We start from the raw sequence: 14418 nt of genomic DNA, 5'->3' as shown, positions 1-14418 counted from the left end.
CCGGTGACCCTTACGTCGTGGCTCAGGGTGTGGGCTTGCGTACACCTCATGAACGGATCTTGATCCCCGTGAGGAAGTTTTTTGTCTGCACAGCCGGTGGATGGCAAAAGGGCTGGTCAGAACGTTTCTCGTACGCCAATCGCGGGCTTGTTCACAGGGCTGTCCACCGGCTCGTGCACAGGTTTCGCAGAGTTCTCCACAGCATTGGGCCGGTCGTCCACATGGCCTGTGGATAACCAGATTGGCTGACGGTGCCGACGGGCCTACGGTGGTCCGGCGCCTGCTCCGTCCACCGGTTTCGAGAAAGCCACAAATCCGGCGCGTGACAAGCGGAGTTGGGCCCCTTATTTGTCAGTGCCGTGCCGTAGAACTGAGGTGCACGGCGAGATCCGCTCCGGCGGACGGGAGGAGGTGGCTCGGTGAGCATTTCCGAGCCCTTGGACGACCCGTGGGCCGACAGCGGTCCCAGTGATCGTCTGCCCGCCTCCCGTCGCACGGGCGACCATGGCCGGGGCCGGGACGAGCAGCACGACCGCGGTCAGGCCCGAGGGGTCTGGGACGGCGGGGGCTCCGCGTTCGAGAGGGTCCCGCCCCAGGACCTGGAGGCCGAGCAGTCGGTACTGGGCGGCATGCTGCTGTCCAAGGACGCCATCGCCGACGTCGTGGAAATCCTCAAGGGGCACGACTTCTACAAGCCGGCCCACGAAACCGTCTACACGGCCATCCTCGACATCTACGCCAAGGGCGAGCCGGCCGACCCGATCACGATCGCCGCGGAGCTGACCAAGCGCGGCGAGATCAACAAGGTCGGCGGGGCGTCGTACCTGCACACCCTCGTGCAGACGGTGCCCACGGCGGCCAACGCCGCCTACTACGCGGAGATCGTGCACGAGCGCGCGGTCCTGCGGCGCCTGGTCGAGGCGGGCACGCGCATCACGCAGATGGGATACGCCGCCGACGACGACGTCGACGAGATCGTCAACCGCGCGCAGGCGGAGATCTACGCCGTCACCGAGCAGCGCACCAGCGAGGACTACCTGCCGCTCGGCGACATCATGGAGGGCGCCCTCGACGAGATCGAGGCGATCGGGTCGCGCAGCGGCGAGATGACGGGCGTGCCCACCGGCTTCACCGACTTCGACTCGCTCACCAACGGTCTGCATCCCGGTCAGATGATCGTCATCGCCGCGCGTCCCGCGATGGGCAAGTCGACGCTGGCCCTGGACTTCGCGCGGGCCGCGTCCATCAAGAACAACCTGCCCAGCGTCATCTTCTCCCTCGAGATGGGCCGCAACGAGATCGCGATGCGTCTGCTGTCCGCGGAGGCCCGTGTCGCCCTGCACCACATGCGGTCCGGCACGATGACCGACGAGGACTGGACCCGTCTGGCCCGCCGGATGCCCGATGTCTCCGCAGCACCGCTCTACATCGACGACTCGCCCAACCTGTCGATGATGGAGATCCGCGCCAAGTGCCGGCGCCTCAAGCAGCGCAACGACCTGAAGCTGGTCGTCATCGACTACCTCCAGCTGATGCAGTCCGGCGGCTCCAAGCGGGCCGAGAGCCGGCAGCAGGAGGTGTCGGACATGTCCCGTAACCTCAAGCTGCTCGCCAAGGAGCTGGAGATCCCGGTCATCGCGCTGTCCCAGCTGAACCGTGGTCCCGAACAGCGCACCGACAAGAAGCCGATGGTCTCCGACCTGCGTGAGTCGGGATCCATCGAGCAGGACGCCGACATGGTCATCCTGCTGCACCGCGAGGACGCCTACGAGAAGGAGTCCCCGCGCGCGGGCGAGGCCGACCTGATCGTGGCCAAGCACCGAAACGGTCCGACGGCCACCATCACGGTCGCCTTCCAGGGCCACTACTCCCGCTTCGTCGACATGGCGCAGACCTGAGCGGTCACCGCCCACGTCGTTGCGGACCAGGTCTCAGAAGCCCTCCGCCTTCGGTTCAGCCCTCGCAGCGATCGAGTGCGGCACGAACGCGGTGGAGGCCCTCCACCCTCCAGTGGGCCCGGTCGGGCATCTGGTCGGCCTGGCGCCAGCGCCAGGCCGAGAAGAGTGCCCAGTTCAGGGCGCGGCAGCGTGCGATCAGGGCGTGGTCGGCGCCCGCGTAGTGCTCTCCGACCTCTTCGGGGGCATGGGCGAGGTCCCACTCGATCGGTCCGCGGCAGCATGTGGCGAGGTCCACGAGGAGCGGCCCCCGCCTCGTGTTGAGGAGGTTGCCCGGATGCGCCTCGCCGTGCAGCAGCTGGTCGCCTGCCTTGTCGCCGCTGATCGAGGAACCCAGTCCACCGAGTGTGTCGCTGAGGAAACCCCGGTCGGAGTCGGACAGCTCGGGGGACCGTTCCCGGTCGGTCACCTCTCTCAGCGCCGCGGCCACTCGATCGGTGAAGTGCGGTGCGTCCAGATCGACCTGGCGCAAGGCGGCATGGTGCCGCTCGAGTACGTCCGCATAGGCGGCCGGCGCGATCTCCGGTCCCACAGGCGCGAAGTAGGTCCAGAGCGAGACGGCGAAGGCGTCGCGGACGTACACCCGGGGCTCGACCCGAGGATCGAGTTCGGCCACCGGTGCGTCGACGTCGGCGAGGCGGCGAGCGACCTCCACTTCGAACGCGGAGTCCGCCAGATGTCCCGAGGGTGCGACCCGGGCGAGGACGTCACAGGGCGTCAGGCGCAGTGCGATGCGGTCCGAGTTGTGGATGACGACGGCATCGTCGACCGGTAGGCCCAGATCCGCAGCGGTTGCCCGTCCTGCCGCCACAGCTCGGCGGAGTTCTGACGGCTCCAATTCGTTCTCCTTCATCCTCTGGGTGCGTCGACTCGTAGGGGACCACGGCGAGGCCCTGGACGTCTTCGGGCCATCGTTCGGAGCCCCCGGATCCGGCGCCAAGCATCGCAAAGCACCCGCTCCCCGGGGCCCTGTTCGGTTGTCCTGTTTCGCTGACTGCGCGGGGAGCCGCACGTGACCTTGGTTCCTGCTGAACTGGTGGCATGACGTCACCTGAGGAAGAACTGCTGCCCGGTACCCGGCGGGCCCTGCTGCACCGGATCGCCCTCGCGCAGAGCGAAGGACGGGCGCCGTCGCTCGTGGCAGCGGTGGTGCGGGGTGGGAAGACCGTGTGGAGCGGGGCCCGGACCTCGGTGGAGGGAGAAGTCCCGGACGGCAACGTCCAGTACCGGATCGGCTCGATCACCAAGACCTTCACCGCCGTCCTGGTGCTCCGGCTTCGGGACGAGGGGCTGCTCGACCTCGCCGACCCCCTGGAGAAGCATTTGCCGGGTACGGGGGTGGGTGAGGTCAGCGTCGCCGACCTGCTGGCACACCGTGCCGGGCTGGCCGCCGAGACGCCCGGTCCCTGGTGGGAGCGAACCCCTGGCTCGCTGCGCCCTCAACTCGCGGACGTTCTGGGGGACCGCCCTGTGGTGCACCCCGTAGGCCGGCGCTTCCACTACTCGAACCCCGGATACGCGCTGCTGGGCGCGCTGGTCGCCCAGTTGCGTGGTGCGCCGTGGGAGGACGTCCTGCGGCGGGAGGTGCTCGAGCCGTTGGGCCTGCACCGGACGACTGTGCTGCCCGAGGCGCCGCATGCCGGTGGCTGGGCGGTGCACCCCTGGGCGGACGTGATGCAGCCCGAGCCGCTGGAGGACCTGGGAGTGATGGCCCCCGCCGGGCAGCTGTGGTCCACCACGGACGACCTGGCGCGCTTCGCCGCCTTCCTGGCCGCGGGGGACGAGCGGGTGCTGAGCGCCGAGTCCGTGCGGGAGATGAGGGCGCCGGCGGCACCGGCCGAGGCGGCGGACGTGGCCGACGGCTACGCGTACTGCCTGGGTCTGGAGCTGCGTCATCAGCACGGCAGGGCACTCGTCGGGCACACCGGATCGCTTCCCGGGTTCCTGGCCTGCCTGACGATGGGTCTCGCGGACGACGTGAGCGCGGTGGTCCTCGCCAACTGCACCTCCGGCCCGGCGCCGTTCACGGTCGCCGCGGACCTGGTCCGGATCGTCGCCGAGGCGGAACCGCGCTTCCCCACTCCCTGGCAACCGTTGCGGGGCGCCGATCCGGCCCCGCTCGAACTGGTCGGGCAGTGGTACTGGGGGACGTACCCCTTCGGGCTGAGGCTGTCGGCCGACGGGCTGCTCGCACTGGAGCCGCTCTCCGGGAAGGGGAGGCGCTCCCGGTTCCGCCCGGACGGAGAGGAGACCTGGGTGGGGCTCGAGGGCTACTACGCCGGGGAGCGCCTGAGGCCCGTACGGCGGGCGGACGGGACGGTCAGCCATCTCGACCTGGGGTCGTTCGTCTTCACCCGGCAGCCGTACGAGGAAGGGGCCCCGGTGCCCGGCGGCGTGCACCCTGAGGGGTGGCAGGGCATCGGATAGGCCGGACGGACAACTCGGATGAACACCGGCAAGGGGCCGTGTTTCACGTGAAACACGGCCTCATGGCTCACAGGGGCAGCTTGAAGCCCACGTGGGACGCCGCGAAGCCGAGCCGCTCGTAGAAACGGTGCGCATCGGTACGGGTGCTGTCGGAGGTCAGCTGGACCAGCCGGCAACCCTCGCGGCGGGAGGTGTCGATCGCCCACTCGATCAGCTTGCTGCCCAGGCCCCCGCCCCGCTCGTCCGCGTGGACACGGACCGCTTCGATGATCGACCTGGTGGATCCGCGCCGGGACAGTCCCGGAATGATCGTCAGCTGAAGTGTCCCGACGACCTGGCCCTCCCGGACCGCGACGACCAGATGCTGATGGGGGTCAGCTCGCAGCCGTTCCATCGCGGTCAGGTATGGCGAGAGGTCGTCCGGTGACTCGCGCTGCGCGCCCAGTGGGTCGTCCGCCAGCATGGCGACGATCGCCGGGATGTCGTCGGCGGTCGCGGCCCGTATCTCAAGATCTTCCATGGCGGCACCCTATGCGGGCACCGGAGCCTTCAGCGTCTCCACGGCATGGACCAGAGGAGCCAGCTCGGGGTTCTTCGCGGCCTCGTCGAGGGCCTCACGCAAGGCGGTGTCGTTGGTGGGCCGTGCCTCTTCGAGGAGCTTGAGACCCGCTTCGGTGACGTCGGTGTAGATCCCGCGCCGGTCGGTGGGGCAGAGGTAGCGCTCCAGCAGGCCGCGGTCCTCGAGCCGGGTGACCAGGCGGGTGGTGGCGCTCTGGCTGAGCACGACCGCGTCGGCGACCTGCTTCATCTGCAGGTGGCCTCCCTCACCGGAGTGCTGCCGGCTCAGTACGTCGAGCAGCGAGTACTCCCGCACGCTCAGGTCGTGCCGGGCCTGGAGTGCGCGCTCGATGTGGGCCTCGATCCTCCCGTGCAGCAGCGAGAGAGCGCACCAGCCCTGGGAGAGGGCGGTGAGCGCGGGATCCGTGGCTGTCATGGGGTGACTCCTCCGTCCACGAGCTTTTGTCACCAGGGTAGAGCACAGTCGCAATATCCCGCGCTTGCAAGTATCCCGCGTCTGCAATTATTGTCAGAGCTCGCTAAGCGCTCCTGCAATCTCTGGAAGGTCTGTCCCTCATGCCTCTCGCGCTCCTGGCCCTCGCGATCGGGGCCTTCGGGATCGGCACCACGGAGTTCGTGATCATGGGCTTGTTGCCCGAGGTCTCGGGCGACTTCGGTGTCTCGATCCCTACCGCCGGTTATCTGGTGACCGGCTACGCCCTGGGCGTCATGCTCGGCGCTCCCCTGATGACCGTGCTCGGCACCAAGATCTCCCGCAAGCGCATGCTGATGCTGCTGATGGGCCTGTTCGTCGTCGGGAACCTGCTCTCGGCGCTGGCCCCCACCTTCGGCCTCATGCTGGCCGGACGGGTGGTCTCCTCGCTGGCCCACGGCGCCTTCTTCGGCATCGGCTCCGTGGTGGCCGCCGACCTGGTCGCCCCCCACAAGCGGGCCGGCGCCATTGCCATGATGTTCACCGGCCTCACCGTCGCCAACGTGCTCGGCGTCCCGCTGGGCACCTTCGTCGGCCAGTCCGTCGGCTGGCGCGTCACCTTCGGCCTGGTCGCCGCCCTAGGCGTGGTGGGCCTGGCCGGTGTCGCCAAGCTCGTCCCCGACATGCCCAAGCCCGAGGGCGTGCGGCTGCGCCACGAGCTGGCCGCCCTGAAGAACGTGCAGGTCCTGCTCGCCATGGCGATGACCGTGCTCGGCTTCGGCGGCGTCTTCGCGGCCATCACCTACATCGCGCCGATGATGACGCACGTCACGGGCTTCGCCGACGGCTCCGTCACCTGGCTGCTCGTCCTGTTCGGCCTCGGCATGGTCGGCGGCAACCTCGTCGGCGGCAGGTACGCCGACCGCGCCCTGATGCCCATGCTGTACGTGTCCCTCGGGGCCCTCGCCGTCGTCCTGGCGCTCTTCACCGTGACCGCCCACAACAAGGTCGCCGCCGCCGTCACCATCGCCCTGGTCGGCGCTCTCGGCTTCGCCACGGTCCCACCGCTGCAGAAGCGGGTCCTGGACCACGCGCACGGCGCCCCCACCCTGGCGTCCGCCGTCAACATCGGCGCCTTCAACCTCGGCAACGCGCTGTCCGCCTGGCTGGGCGGACTCGTGATCGCGGTCGGCCTCGGCTACACCGCGCCCAACTGGGTCGGCGCCGTTCTCGCCGCGGCCGCCCTGGCGCTCGCCGTCCTCTCAGCAGTCCTCGAACGCCGCGACACCACTGCCGGCACGCCGGCCGCCGGCATGTCGCCTGCCGACCGCCCGACCGTCACCACGCACTGAACTCCGGAACCTCCGGGCGCGGGGCCAGGGCCGTCCCCGCGCTCCCAACGCCCTCTCCGCACACCATCGATCCCCTCGTCCGTCACGGCACGTCCGTGCCGACTGACGACGGACATCCCTCGTACCGCTAGGAGAACCACCTCATGAGCACCACCGCAGTCGCCCCGCTCGCCACCGCCGACGCCGAAGCCCTCGTCACCGCCGCGGTCAAGGCCGCCGAAGCGGCCGGCATCACCGTCAGCGTCACCGTCCTCGACGCCGGCGGGCACCTGCTCGCGTTCCGCCGGGACGACCGGGCCGTGCTGATCTCGGGCGAGACCAGCACCCGCAAGGCCTACACCGCACTGCAGCTGGACGCGCCCACCGCCGACCTGGTGGACGCCGTACAGCCCGGTGGCCTCTTCCACACGCTGCCCACCGCGCTGGACCGGCCCCTGCTGTTCATCGCCGGGGGCGTGCCCGTGCGGCGTGACGGCCGGCTGATCGGCTCCATCGGAGTCGGCGGCGGCTCCCCGGAGCAGGACCACGGCGTCGCCACCACCGCGGTGCAGGCCCTCGCCTGACGGCACGCCACGCACGGCACAGCTGGCGACGCCGGTCCCGGCCTCCGGGACCGGCGTCGTCCCTGTCCGCGGACCGTCAGCCCGCTGCGACCGTCACCGGGGCGAACGACCTGCTCCAGTCCCCCGGCAGCTCCGTGATCCCGTACGTCATGACCGCGTTATGCGCGACCGTCGACAGCCCGTGGTCCTTCGCCCAGCCCAGCAGCTCTTCGTGACGCACGTCGATGTCGGTGCGCAGGGGCCGGTTGGTGTGGGCGGCGAGGGAGGCGATGAGTGCCTGGGCCGTCGCGGTGTCCCGGGCGATGAGCGGACCCACGACATGGGTGTCCATGTTGGGCCACGCAGCCGCGTAACCGATCAGCCGTCCGTCGTCCTCGGCCACGCGTAGCTGGTCCGCGAAGGCGGGCAGACGGGTCACGATGTGCGTCCGGTCCGCCCCGAAGACCTCCTCGTCGAGCCGCAGAATCCCCGGCAGGTCGTCCGCGGTGGCGGTGCGGGTCCGGATGTCCGTCCGGCTCCCGGGGACGAAGCGGCCGCGCAGCATCTCGGCCCGCCCGGTGACCTTGAACCCGAGCTCCTCGTAGAGGGGCCGGCCGAGGGGCGTGGCGTACAGGGTGAGGGGAGTGGTGCCCGCCTCCGCGACGACGTGACGCATCAGCCGGCGTCCGATGCCCTGACGGGAGTGCCGCTCCGCGACGAGGACCATGCCGATGGCCGCAAGGGAGGGCTGTTCGCGTGGTCCGTACTCGGTGACGACGCAGGCGGCCGCCAGACCACCGTCGGGAGCGTCGATGCCGTAGCCCTTCGCAGCCGCGAGGAGGAGACCCCATTTGTGCTCCTCCCGGGGCCACCTCCGGTCCTCGGACAGGTCGGCGCAGGCGGTGAGATCGCGAAGCGTCAGACGACGGATGGGCAGGGAGTCGAGAGAAGGTGTCGGCACGCAGGTCAGGCTGTCCGACCGGGGCCTTCGGCGTCCACCTGTTTCCGCAGATGCGTACGAGCTTTTGGCCATACCGTCCAGCAGGGGGATCAGCCCAGGTCGGAGGCGTGCAGGGCGCGGACGCCCTCGATGTTGCCGTCCAGGTAGTGCCGCAGGGACAGCGGTACGAGGTGGACGGAGGCGATGCCGACCCGGGTGAACGGCACCCGGACGATCTCGTACTCACCGGCGGGTTCCTCGACCTCCGGACCGTGCCGCAGGGACGGGTCCATGGATTCCAGGCGGCACACGAAGAAGTGCTGCACCTTCACCCCGGTGGTGTCGGCGTCCTCACCGATGTGCTCCACGGTGTCCACGAAGCACGGGACCACGTCGGCGATTTTTGCGCCGAGTTCCTCGTACACCTCTCGGTGCAGGGCGTGGACCACGGTCGGGTCCTCCGGCTCGACCCCGCCGCCGGGAGTCACCCAGTAGGGATCCACGCCGGGTTTGGTGCGCTTGATCAGGATCAAATGCTCGCCGTCCAGCAGAACGGCTCGGGCGGTGCGCTTGACCACGGGTCGGACGGTCATGGGGGAAATGTGGCCCGGCTGGTTCCACGTGAAACATCGCGCGACCTACCCTCGGCCCGGATGCCGCGAGGACAGGCTTTCCGGGAACCGGTCAGCACCAGCGGGCGGCTGCCCGCTCCAGCCACTCGTGGGCCCGAGCGATGTGCGGCATCGCCAGCGTGCCGGTACGGACGGTCAGGAAATAGGTGCGCAGCGGTGGCACCGCGGGTTCGTGCAGGGCCACGACCTCACCGCGTTCCAGGGCGCCCGCGCAGAGATAGCGGGGCAGCACCGCGAGACCAGCACCCGCCGCGGCGCAGGCCAGCACCGCTCGCAGGTCCGGGACGACGACCGTGCCCGGACTGACCGGGCGGGAGTCGAACACGGAGGCCCAGTAGCGGACGACGAAGGGGAGCGACTCGTGCACCTCCAGGACCGGGATCCGTTCCAGGACGGACGGATCGGACCGGCGGAGCGTGCCGGGTGCGATCTGCTCGGCCCAGCGGGGCGCGGCGACCAGGACGTGCTCCTCGTCGCAGAGCGCGGTGGCCGAGAGCAGGGCGCCGCGCGGCCGGACGGTGCTGATGGCCAGATCATGGTGCCCGGCGGCGAGCCCTTCGAGTACCTCCTCGGCGGTGCCGAAGGAGGCACGCAGGGCGAAGCTCTGGCCGTCCTCACCGGTCAGCTCCGTGAGCGCGGGCAGCGCCCGCTCCGCAGTGAACTCGGGGGGACCGGCGAGATGCAGGGAGCGTAAGGATGAGTCCTCCTCGAGCCCGGACTCGGCTATCTCCACCAGGGCGTCCAGATGCGGTGCCGCCTTGTGGGCGAGTTCGTCGCCGATCGTCGTCGGCGTCACCCCGCGCGACTGGCGCAGGAACAGCGGGCGGCCGACCTGCCGCTCCAGCGTTCTGATCTGTGAGGTGACGGCCGGCTGGGAAAGGCCCAGCAGGGCGGCCGCGCGCGTGAAGGAACCGGCCCGGTGCACGGTCACGAAGGTCCGCAGCAGAGCCAGATCCACGGCACGCCCCCTCCCTCGTCGGCCCCCGCCGCGGATCGGACGGCGCCAACTATAAATATGTCGATAGGTCGCTGTCGCTACTGTGATTGGACACTGACACTGAGTCAACTAGCCTTGGTCGCGCGGTTCTTCGCGCGCAGAACCGAGGACGGTCCGAGCCACGAGGGGGGAGGCTCGGACCGTCCGCAGTCCGGTGCCGGATGTCCGGAATCCGACGGGTGGAATGTGTCAGCCGGCGGTCTGGTCCAGTGCCCTCAGCACGTCAGCCACCAGGTCCTCCGGATCCTCGGCGCCCACGGAGAAGCGTACGAAGCCCTCCGGCACCGCGTCCCCGCCCCAGCGGCCGCGCCGCTCCGCCGTGGACCGCACACCGCCGAAGCTCGTCGCGTCGTCCACGAGCCGCAGGGCGTCGAGAAAACGGTCCGCCCGCGCGCGTGAGGGCAGCGTGAAGGACACCACGCACCCGTAGCGGCGCATCTGCTGGGACGCGATCTTGTGCGACGGGTCGTCGGGCAGCCCCGGGTAGCGCAGCCCTGTGATCTCCGGCCGCTCCCGCAGGGCCTCGGCGAGTGTCAGCGCGGTGGCGTTCTGCCGGTCCACGCGCAGCTGCAGCGTGGCGATCGAGCGGTGCGCGAGCCAGGCCTCCATGGGGCCTGGAATGGCGCCGACGATCTTGCGCCACCGCCGTACCGCGGCCATCGCCCCGGCATCGCGGCCGGTGACGTACCCGAGGAGCACGTCGCCGTGGCCGGTCAGCTGCTTGGTGCCGCTGGCCACCGCGAAGTCCGCGCCGAGCTCCAGCGGGCGTTGGCCGAGCGGCGTCGCCAGGGTGTTGTCGACAGCCACGAGAGCCCCCTGCGCGTGGGCCGCGTCGGCGAGCCGTCGCACGTCGCACACGTCGAGGCCGGGGTTCGAGGGCGTCTCGATCCACAGCAGCTTCGCGCCGTCGAGGACCTCCAGCTGCGCGTCGCCACCGGTCGGCGCGGTGCGCACCTCGATGCCGTACGCCTCCAGCTGGGCGCGCGCCAGCGGCAGCGCCTGGTAGCCGTCGTCCGGCAGGACGACCGCGTCCCCTGCGCTCAGATGGGAGAAGAGCACAGCGGAGATGGCGGCCATGCCGGAGGCGAACACCAGCGCCTCGACGTCGTCCTGTCCGGGGGCCTCCAGCTCGCCGATGGCCCGTTCCAGCAGGGTCCACGTCGGGTTCTCGTCCCTGCCGTAGGTGTACGGGCCGGTGGGGTCGCCGGGGAGGTGGAAGTGGGCGGCGAACACCGGACCGGGCAGGGTCGGCTCGTGCTTGACCGGCTCGGGCAGCCCGGCGCGCACCGCACGGGTGCCGTCACCCGGCCCGTCGGTCGTGCCCCTCGTCGCGTCGCTCATGCCGCCCGTCCTTCCACCTGTTCGCGAACCGCGGCGAGCAGTCCGTCGCTCGCCTCCTCCACCATCTCAAGACACTGCTCGAAACCCTCCCGGTCCCCGTAGTAGGGGTCCGGCACGTCGAGGTCGTCGCCGGCCCCGGGGTCGTACGACCGCAGCAGCCGCACCTTGGCCGCGTCCCGCTCCGTGGGGGCGAGACGACGCAGTGCCCTGAGGTGACCGGCGTCCAGGGCGACGACGAGGTCGAGGCGGGCGAACCACGAGGGGTCGAACTGCCGGGCCGTGTGTCCCGCCCCGTAGCCGTTGTCCCGCAGCACGGCGACGGTGCGGGGGTCCGCGCCCTCGCCCTCGTGCCAGCCGCCCGTACCGGCGCTGTCGACCTCGACCCGGTCGCCGAGCCCAGCTTCGGCGACGCGCGCGCGGAAGACGGATTCGGCCATCGGCGAGCGGCAGATGTTGCCGGTGCAGACGAAGCAGACGCGGTAGGTCATGGTGTTCAGTCCCCGTCGGGCAGGACGACGTTCAGTGCCCAGGAGACCACGGAGATGATGAGACCGCCCAGGACGGCCGTCCAGAAGCCCTCCACGTGGAAGCTCAGGTCGAGCTGGTCGGCCAGCCAGGAGGTGAGCAGCAGCATCAGGGCGTTCACCACCAGGGTGAACAGGCCCAGGGTCAGGATGAGCAGGGGCAGGCTCAGCAGCTTGACCACCGGCTTGACCAGGAAGTTCACCACGCCGAAGATCAACGCGACCAGGAGCAGGGTGCCTATCTCCCTGCCCGTGCTGTCCCCGGTCAGGGTGATCTTGTCGAGCAGCCAGACCGCGACGGCGAGGGCTCCCGCGTTGGCGATCGTCTTGACTAGGAAATTCTTCATGTGTCTGATCGTGGCAGACAGCATCCGGATCGGGCAGTGAGGGCAGGGCGGGACCAGGAGATGAAGGAATTCCGGCTGGACGAACTGGAAGCGGAACGCGCCGCGAACGACGGGGCGTACCTCCAGTTCCTGCGCGAACGGAACATGTCGGTCGGCCTCTACGCCCTGGACGCCGGCGCCCAGGACCCCCAGCAGCCGCACGGTCAGGACGAGGTGTACTTCGTGGCCAGCGGCCGTGCCGCGATCACCGTGGGCACGGAGACCACGCAGGTGGCGCGTGGCAGCGTCGTGTACGTGCCCGCCGGGGTGCCGCACAAGTTCCACCACATCAGTGAGGACCTGCGGGTCCTGGTGGTCTTCTCTCCCCCGGAGAGCTGAGGCGCGGTCTCCGGGTTCCCTAGGGGACGGGTCAGGGGAGGACAAGGGATCCGAAGCCCCCGCCGGGCCCCTGTCCGCCCTAGCATCGAGTGCAGGACATCATCGACACGACCCGGCACGTGGCGGGCGGAGAGGTAAGGACGAGGGCGATGCGAGAGATCTTCACGGGACTGCCGTGGTGGGTGAAGTGGATCGCGGTGCCGGTCATCGCCCTGGTGGTGTTCGGCGGACTGATAGCGAGCGTGGTCGGCTTCGTGATCGGCCTGCTCTTCAAGGCGCTGGTGTTCGTCGCCCTGATCGGCGGACTGATCTACGTCGTGCGGAAGTTCACGACGAGCTCCTCGTCGCGCGGCGACTGGTGATCCGGCGGGAACCGGCGAGGCGGTAACGGGAAGCGCCGGTTCCCTCGGGTGGGGGAAGTTTCTGCACAGGGCCTCCTGCGTGCGGTGACGGGCCGTTAGAGTCCGGAACTCGACGCGGGGCCGGTCCCCGCGAGCGGCGACCCCACCACCCGTGTTCCCCGCACGGGCTGCCCCCTCGCGTTACGGGAGTGACCCTTGGCCACGACTGGCACCGCCTCCGCACAGAGGACCGCGGTTCCCGCGCAGCCGCGATCGCCGGCGCCTCCCGCGTCCCCCGGCGCGACCCTCATCGGTTCGGTCCAGCGCGCCATGCGCCTGCTGGAGACCGTCGCCGGGCACGAGCACGGGGCACCGGCCAAACAGCTCGCCCGGGAGACCGGGCTTGCCCTTCCCACGACCTATCACCTGTTGCGCACCCTGGTGCACGAGGGCTATCTGCGCCGCGACCGGGGGCTGTTCTTCCTGGGGGAGGCCACCGAGCGGTTGAGCAGCAGCGGAGCACAGCAGAAACGTCGCAGCACGGTCACCGACACCCTCGCCCGCTGGCGGGACGTGGTGGGTGTCCCCGTGTACTACGCGGTGTACCGCGACGGTGAGATCGGTGTGGTCGGCGTCGCCGACACCCCGGGCAATCCCGCCGTCGAGGAGTGGGCCGACTTCCGCGAGACCGGCCACGCCCACGCCCTCGGCCAGTGTCTGCTGGCGCAGCTCGACGAGGGGGCCCGGCGTGACCACCTCGACCGTTACCCCGTGCGGCCGGTCACCCCGTACACCGTGCGCGACTCCCACAGCCTGCTCCGGCGTCTCGAACGGTCCGAGGGGACCGATCTGGTGACCGAGCGTCAGGAGTACGCGCTCGGGACGGTGTGTGCGGCGATCCCCCTCACGATCGGCACCATGGCGGCGTCCGTGGCCATCTCCCTGCCCGCGCACCAGGCCGACCGCCTCGCTCCCGCGGTCCAGCAGTTGCGGTCCGAGATGCGCCGTCTGCTCGGGTCGCTCGCGCTGTCTATCAGTATCTGAAAACTCACTCCTTGTGATCTGCTGTGTACGTTCAGCAAGATTCCCTCTAGTGTCAGGGTCCATGCCCGGCCAGTCCGCGGCGAATGACGGGGTAGGCGATGCGCGAATCCGTACAGGCAGAGGTCATGATGAGCTTTCTCGTGTCGGAAGAGCTTTCCTTCCGCATTCCGGTGGAGCTGCGTTATGACACCTGCGATCCCTACGCGGTGCGGCTGACCTTCCATCTGCCCGGCGACGCTCCCGTGACGTGGGCGTTCGGGCGGGAACTGCTGGTCGACGGCGTGGGCAGGCCCTGCGGCGAGGGCGATGTGCGGGTCGCGCCGGTCGACCCCGACACCCTGGGCGAGGTGCTGATCCGGCTCCAGGTGGGCAGCGACCAGGCGCTGTTCCGCTCCTCCACGGCACCGCTCGTGGCCTTCCTCGACCGCACCGACAAGCTGGTGCCGCTGGGGCAGGAAGGGGCGCTCGCCGACTTCGACGCACACCTCGACGACGCGCTGGACCGGATCCTCGCGGAGCAGAGCGCCGGCTGAACGTTGCGCCGATCGGGTGGGTCGGGGTGGCGTAACGCTTCAGCGCTGCGGCCCGGGTCCTCCGCCCGCGAGCG

The 14418-nt window shown here is 70.1% G+C and carries 17 protein-coding genes; 8 read left to right on the top strand and 9 right to left on the bottom strand.

Annotation, left to right across the window (positions count from 1 at the left end):
* The first annotated feature begins 419 nt into the window (after positions 1–419).
* Positions 420–1898: a replicative DNA helicase gene (gene dnaB / locus ACIF8S_RS17405; RefSeq protein WP_399999943.1), complete on the top strand. Its 1479-nt coding sequence runs from the start codon at positions 420–422 to the stop codon at positions 1896–1898.
* Positions 1899–1953: 55 nt separating this feature from the next.
* Here dnaB and ACIF8S_RS17400 read toward each other — a convergent pair whose 3' ends face one another.
* Positions 1954–2793, bottom strand: a complete 840-nt coding sequence (locus tag ACIF8S_RS17400; RefSeq protein WP_400000066.1) for a phosphotransferase family protein — start codon at positions 2791–2793, stop codon at positions 1954–1956.
* 203 nt (positions 2794–2996) lie between these two features.
* On the opposite strand from ACIF8S_RS17400, the gene ACIF8S_RS17395 reads away from it, so the two are divergent.
* Positions 2997–4382, top strand: a complete 1386-nt coding sequence (locus tag ACIF8S_RS17395) for a serine hydrolase domain-containing protein (RefSeq protein ID WP_399999942.1) — start codon at positions 2997–2999, stop codon at positions 4380–4382.
* Positions 4383–4449: 67 nt separating this feature from the next.
* Here the strand turns inward: ACIF8S_RS17395 and ACIF8S_RS17390 are convergent, their stop codons facing one another.
* Together ACIF8S_RS17390 and ACIF8S_RS17385 are read right to left on the bottom strand one after the other, a co-directional pair.
* Entirely contained in the window at positions 4450–4902 is a 453-nt protein-coding gene (locus ACIF8S_RS17390) for a GNAT family N-acetyltransferase (RefSeq protein WP_399999941.1), read from the bottom strand.
* Between the two features lie 9 nt (positions 4903–4911).
* The gene (locus ACIF8S_RS17385; RefSeq protein WP_399999940.1) at positions 4912–5376 is read right to left on the bottom strand and encodes a MarR family winged helix-turn-helix transcriptional regulator; all 465 of its coding nucleotides are present in this window, start codon (positions 5374–5376) and stop codon (positions 4912–4914) included.
* 140 nt (positions 5377–5516) lie between these two features.
* Here ACIF8S_RS17385 and ACIF8S_RS17380 point away from each other — a divergent pair, with 140 nt between their 5' ends.
* Both ACIF8S_RS17380 and ACIF8S_RS17375 read left to right on the top strand, forming a co-directional pair.
* Complete coding sequence (locus ACIF8S_RS17380; protein WP_399999939.1) at positions 5517–6725, top strand: MFS transporter; 1209 nt, start codon at positions 5517–5519, stop codon at positions 6723–6725.
* 143 nt (positions 6726–6868) lie between these two features.
* A complete protein-coding gene (locus ACIF8S_RS17375) occupies positions 6869–7288 on the top strand; it encodes a heme-binding protein (RefSeq protein ID WP_399999938.1) in 420 nt (139 codons plus the stop codon).
* Positions 7289–7364: 76 nt separating this feature from the next.
* On the opposite strand, the gene ACIF8S_RS17370 is transcribed toward ACIF8S_RS17375, so the two are convergent.
* The 6 genes from ACIF8S_RS17370 to ACIF8S_RS17345 all read right to left on the bottom strand — a co-directional run bounded on the left by ACIF8S_RS17370 (position 7365) and on the right by ACIF8S_RS17345 (position 12048).
* Entirely contained in the window at positions 7365–8228 is an 864-nt protein-coding gene (locus tag ACIF8S_RS17370) for a GNAT family N-acetyltransferase (protein ID WP_399999937.1), read from the bottom strand.
* An 89-nt stretch (positions 8229–8317) separates the two neighbouring features.
* On the bottom strand, positions 8318–8800 hold the full coding sequence (locus ACIF8S_RS17365) for an NUDIX hydrolase (protein ID WP_024886234.1): 483 nt from the start codon (positions 8798–8800) through the stop codon (positions 8318–8320).
* Between the two features lie 91 nt (positions 8801–8891).
* Positions 8892–9797 (bottom strand): LysR family transcriptional regulator, encoded by a 906-nt coding sequence (locus tag ACIF8S_RS17360; RefSeq protein ID WP_399999936.1) that lies wholly within the window; start codon positions 9795–9797, stop codon positions 8892–8894.
* A 228-nt stretch (positions 9798–10025) separates the two neighbouring features.
* Positions 10026–11177 (bottom strand): cystathionine gamma-lyase, encoded by a 1152-nt coding sequence (locus ACIF8S_RS17355; RefSeq protein WP_399999935.1) that lies wholly within the window; start codon positions 11175–11177, stop codon positions 10026–10028.
* Positions 11174–11665 (bottom strand): low molecular weight protein-tyrosine-phosphatase, encoded by a 492-nt coding sequence (locus ACIF8S_RS17350; RefSeq protein ID WP_399999934.1) that lies wholly within the window; start codon positions 11663–11665, stop codon positions 11174–11176. Before ACIF8S_RS17350 ends, ACIF8S_RS17355 begins: the two co-directional genes overlap by 4 nt.
* Positions 11666–11670: 5 nt before the next feature.
* Positions 11671–12048: a phage holin family protein gene (locus ACIF8S_RS17345; protein ID WP_399999933.1), complete on the bottom strand. Its 378-nt coding sequence runs from the start codon at positions 12046–12048 to the stop codon at positions 11671–11673.
* A 60-nt stretch (positions 12049–12108) separates the two neighbouring features.
* Here ACIF8S_RS17345 and ACIF8S_RS17340 point away from each other — a divergent pair, with 60 nt between their 5' ends.
* The 4 genes from ACIF8S_RS17340 to ACIF8S_RS17325 all read left to right on the top strand — a co-directional run bounded on the left by ACIF8S_RS17340 (position 12109) and on the right by ACIF8S_RS17325 (position 14344).
* Complete coding sequence (locus ACIF8S_RS17340; protein ID WP_145829469.1) at positions 12109–12426, top strand: cupin domain-containing protein; 318 nt, start codon at positions 12109–12111, stop codon at positions 12424–12426.
* A 149-nt stretch (positions 12427–12575) separates the two neighbouring features.
* Entirely contained in the window at positions 12576–12788 is a 213-nt protein-coding gene (locus tag ACIF8S_RS17335; RefSeq protein ID WP_024886229.1) for a DUF5326 family protein, read from the top strand.
* A 195-nt stretch (positions 12789–12983) separates the two neighbouring features.
* Positions 12984–13811: an IclR family transcriptional regulator gene (locus ACIF8S_RS17330; RefSeq protein WP_399999932.1), complete on the top strand. Its 828-nt coding sequence runs from the start codon at positions 12984–12986 to the stop codon at positions 13809–13811.
* Positions 13812–13909: 98 nt separating this feature from the next.
* A complete protein-coding gene (locus ACIF8S_RS17325; protein WP_019525340.1) occupies positions 13910–14344 on the top strand; it encodes an SsgA family sporulation/cell division regulator in 435 nt (144 codons plus the stop codon).
* The last annotated feature ends 74 nt before the right edge of the window (positions 14345–14418 follow it).

The organism is Streptomyces sp. NPDC085937, from assembly GCF_044540535.1.
Classification (GTDB): domain Bacteria; phylum Actinomycetota; class Actinomycetes; order Streptomycetales; family Streptomycetaceae; genus Streptomyces.
Note: the sequence above shows the minus strand (reverse complement) of the source record. Positions and strands in the feature narration are given on the sequence as shown.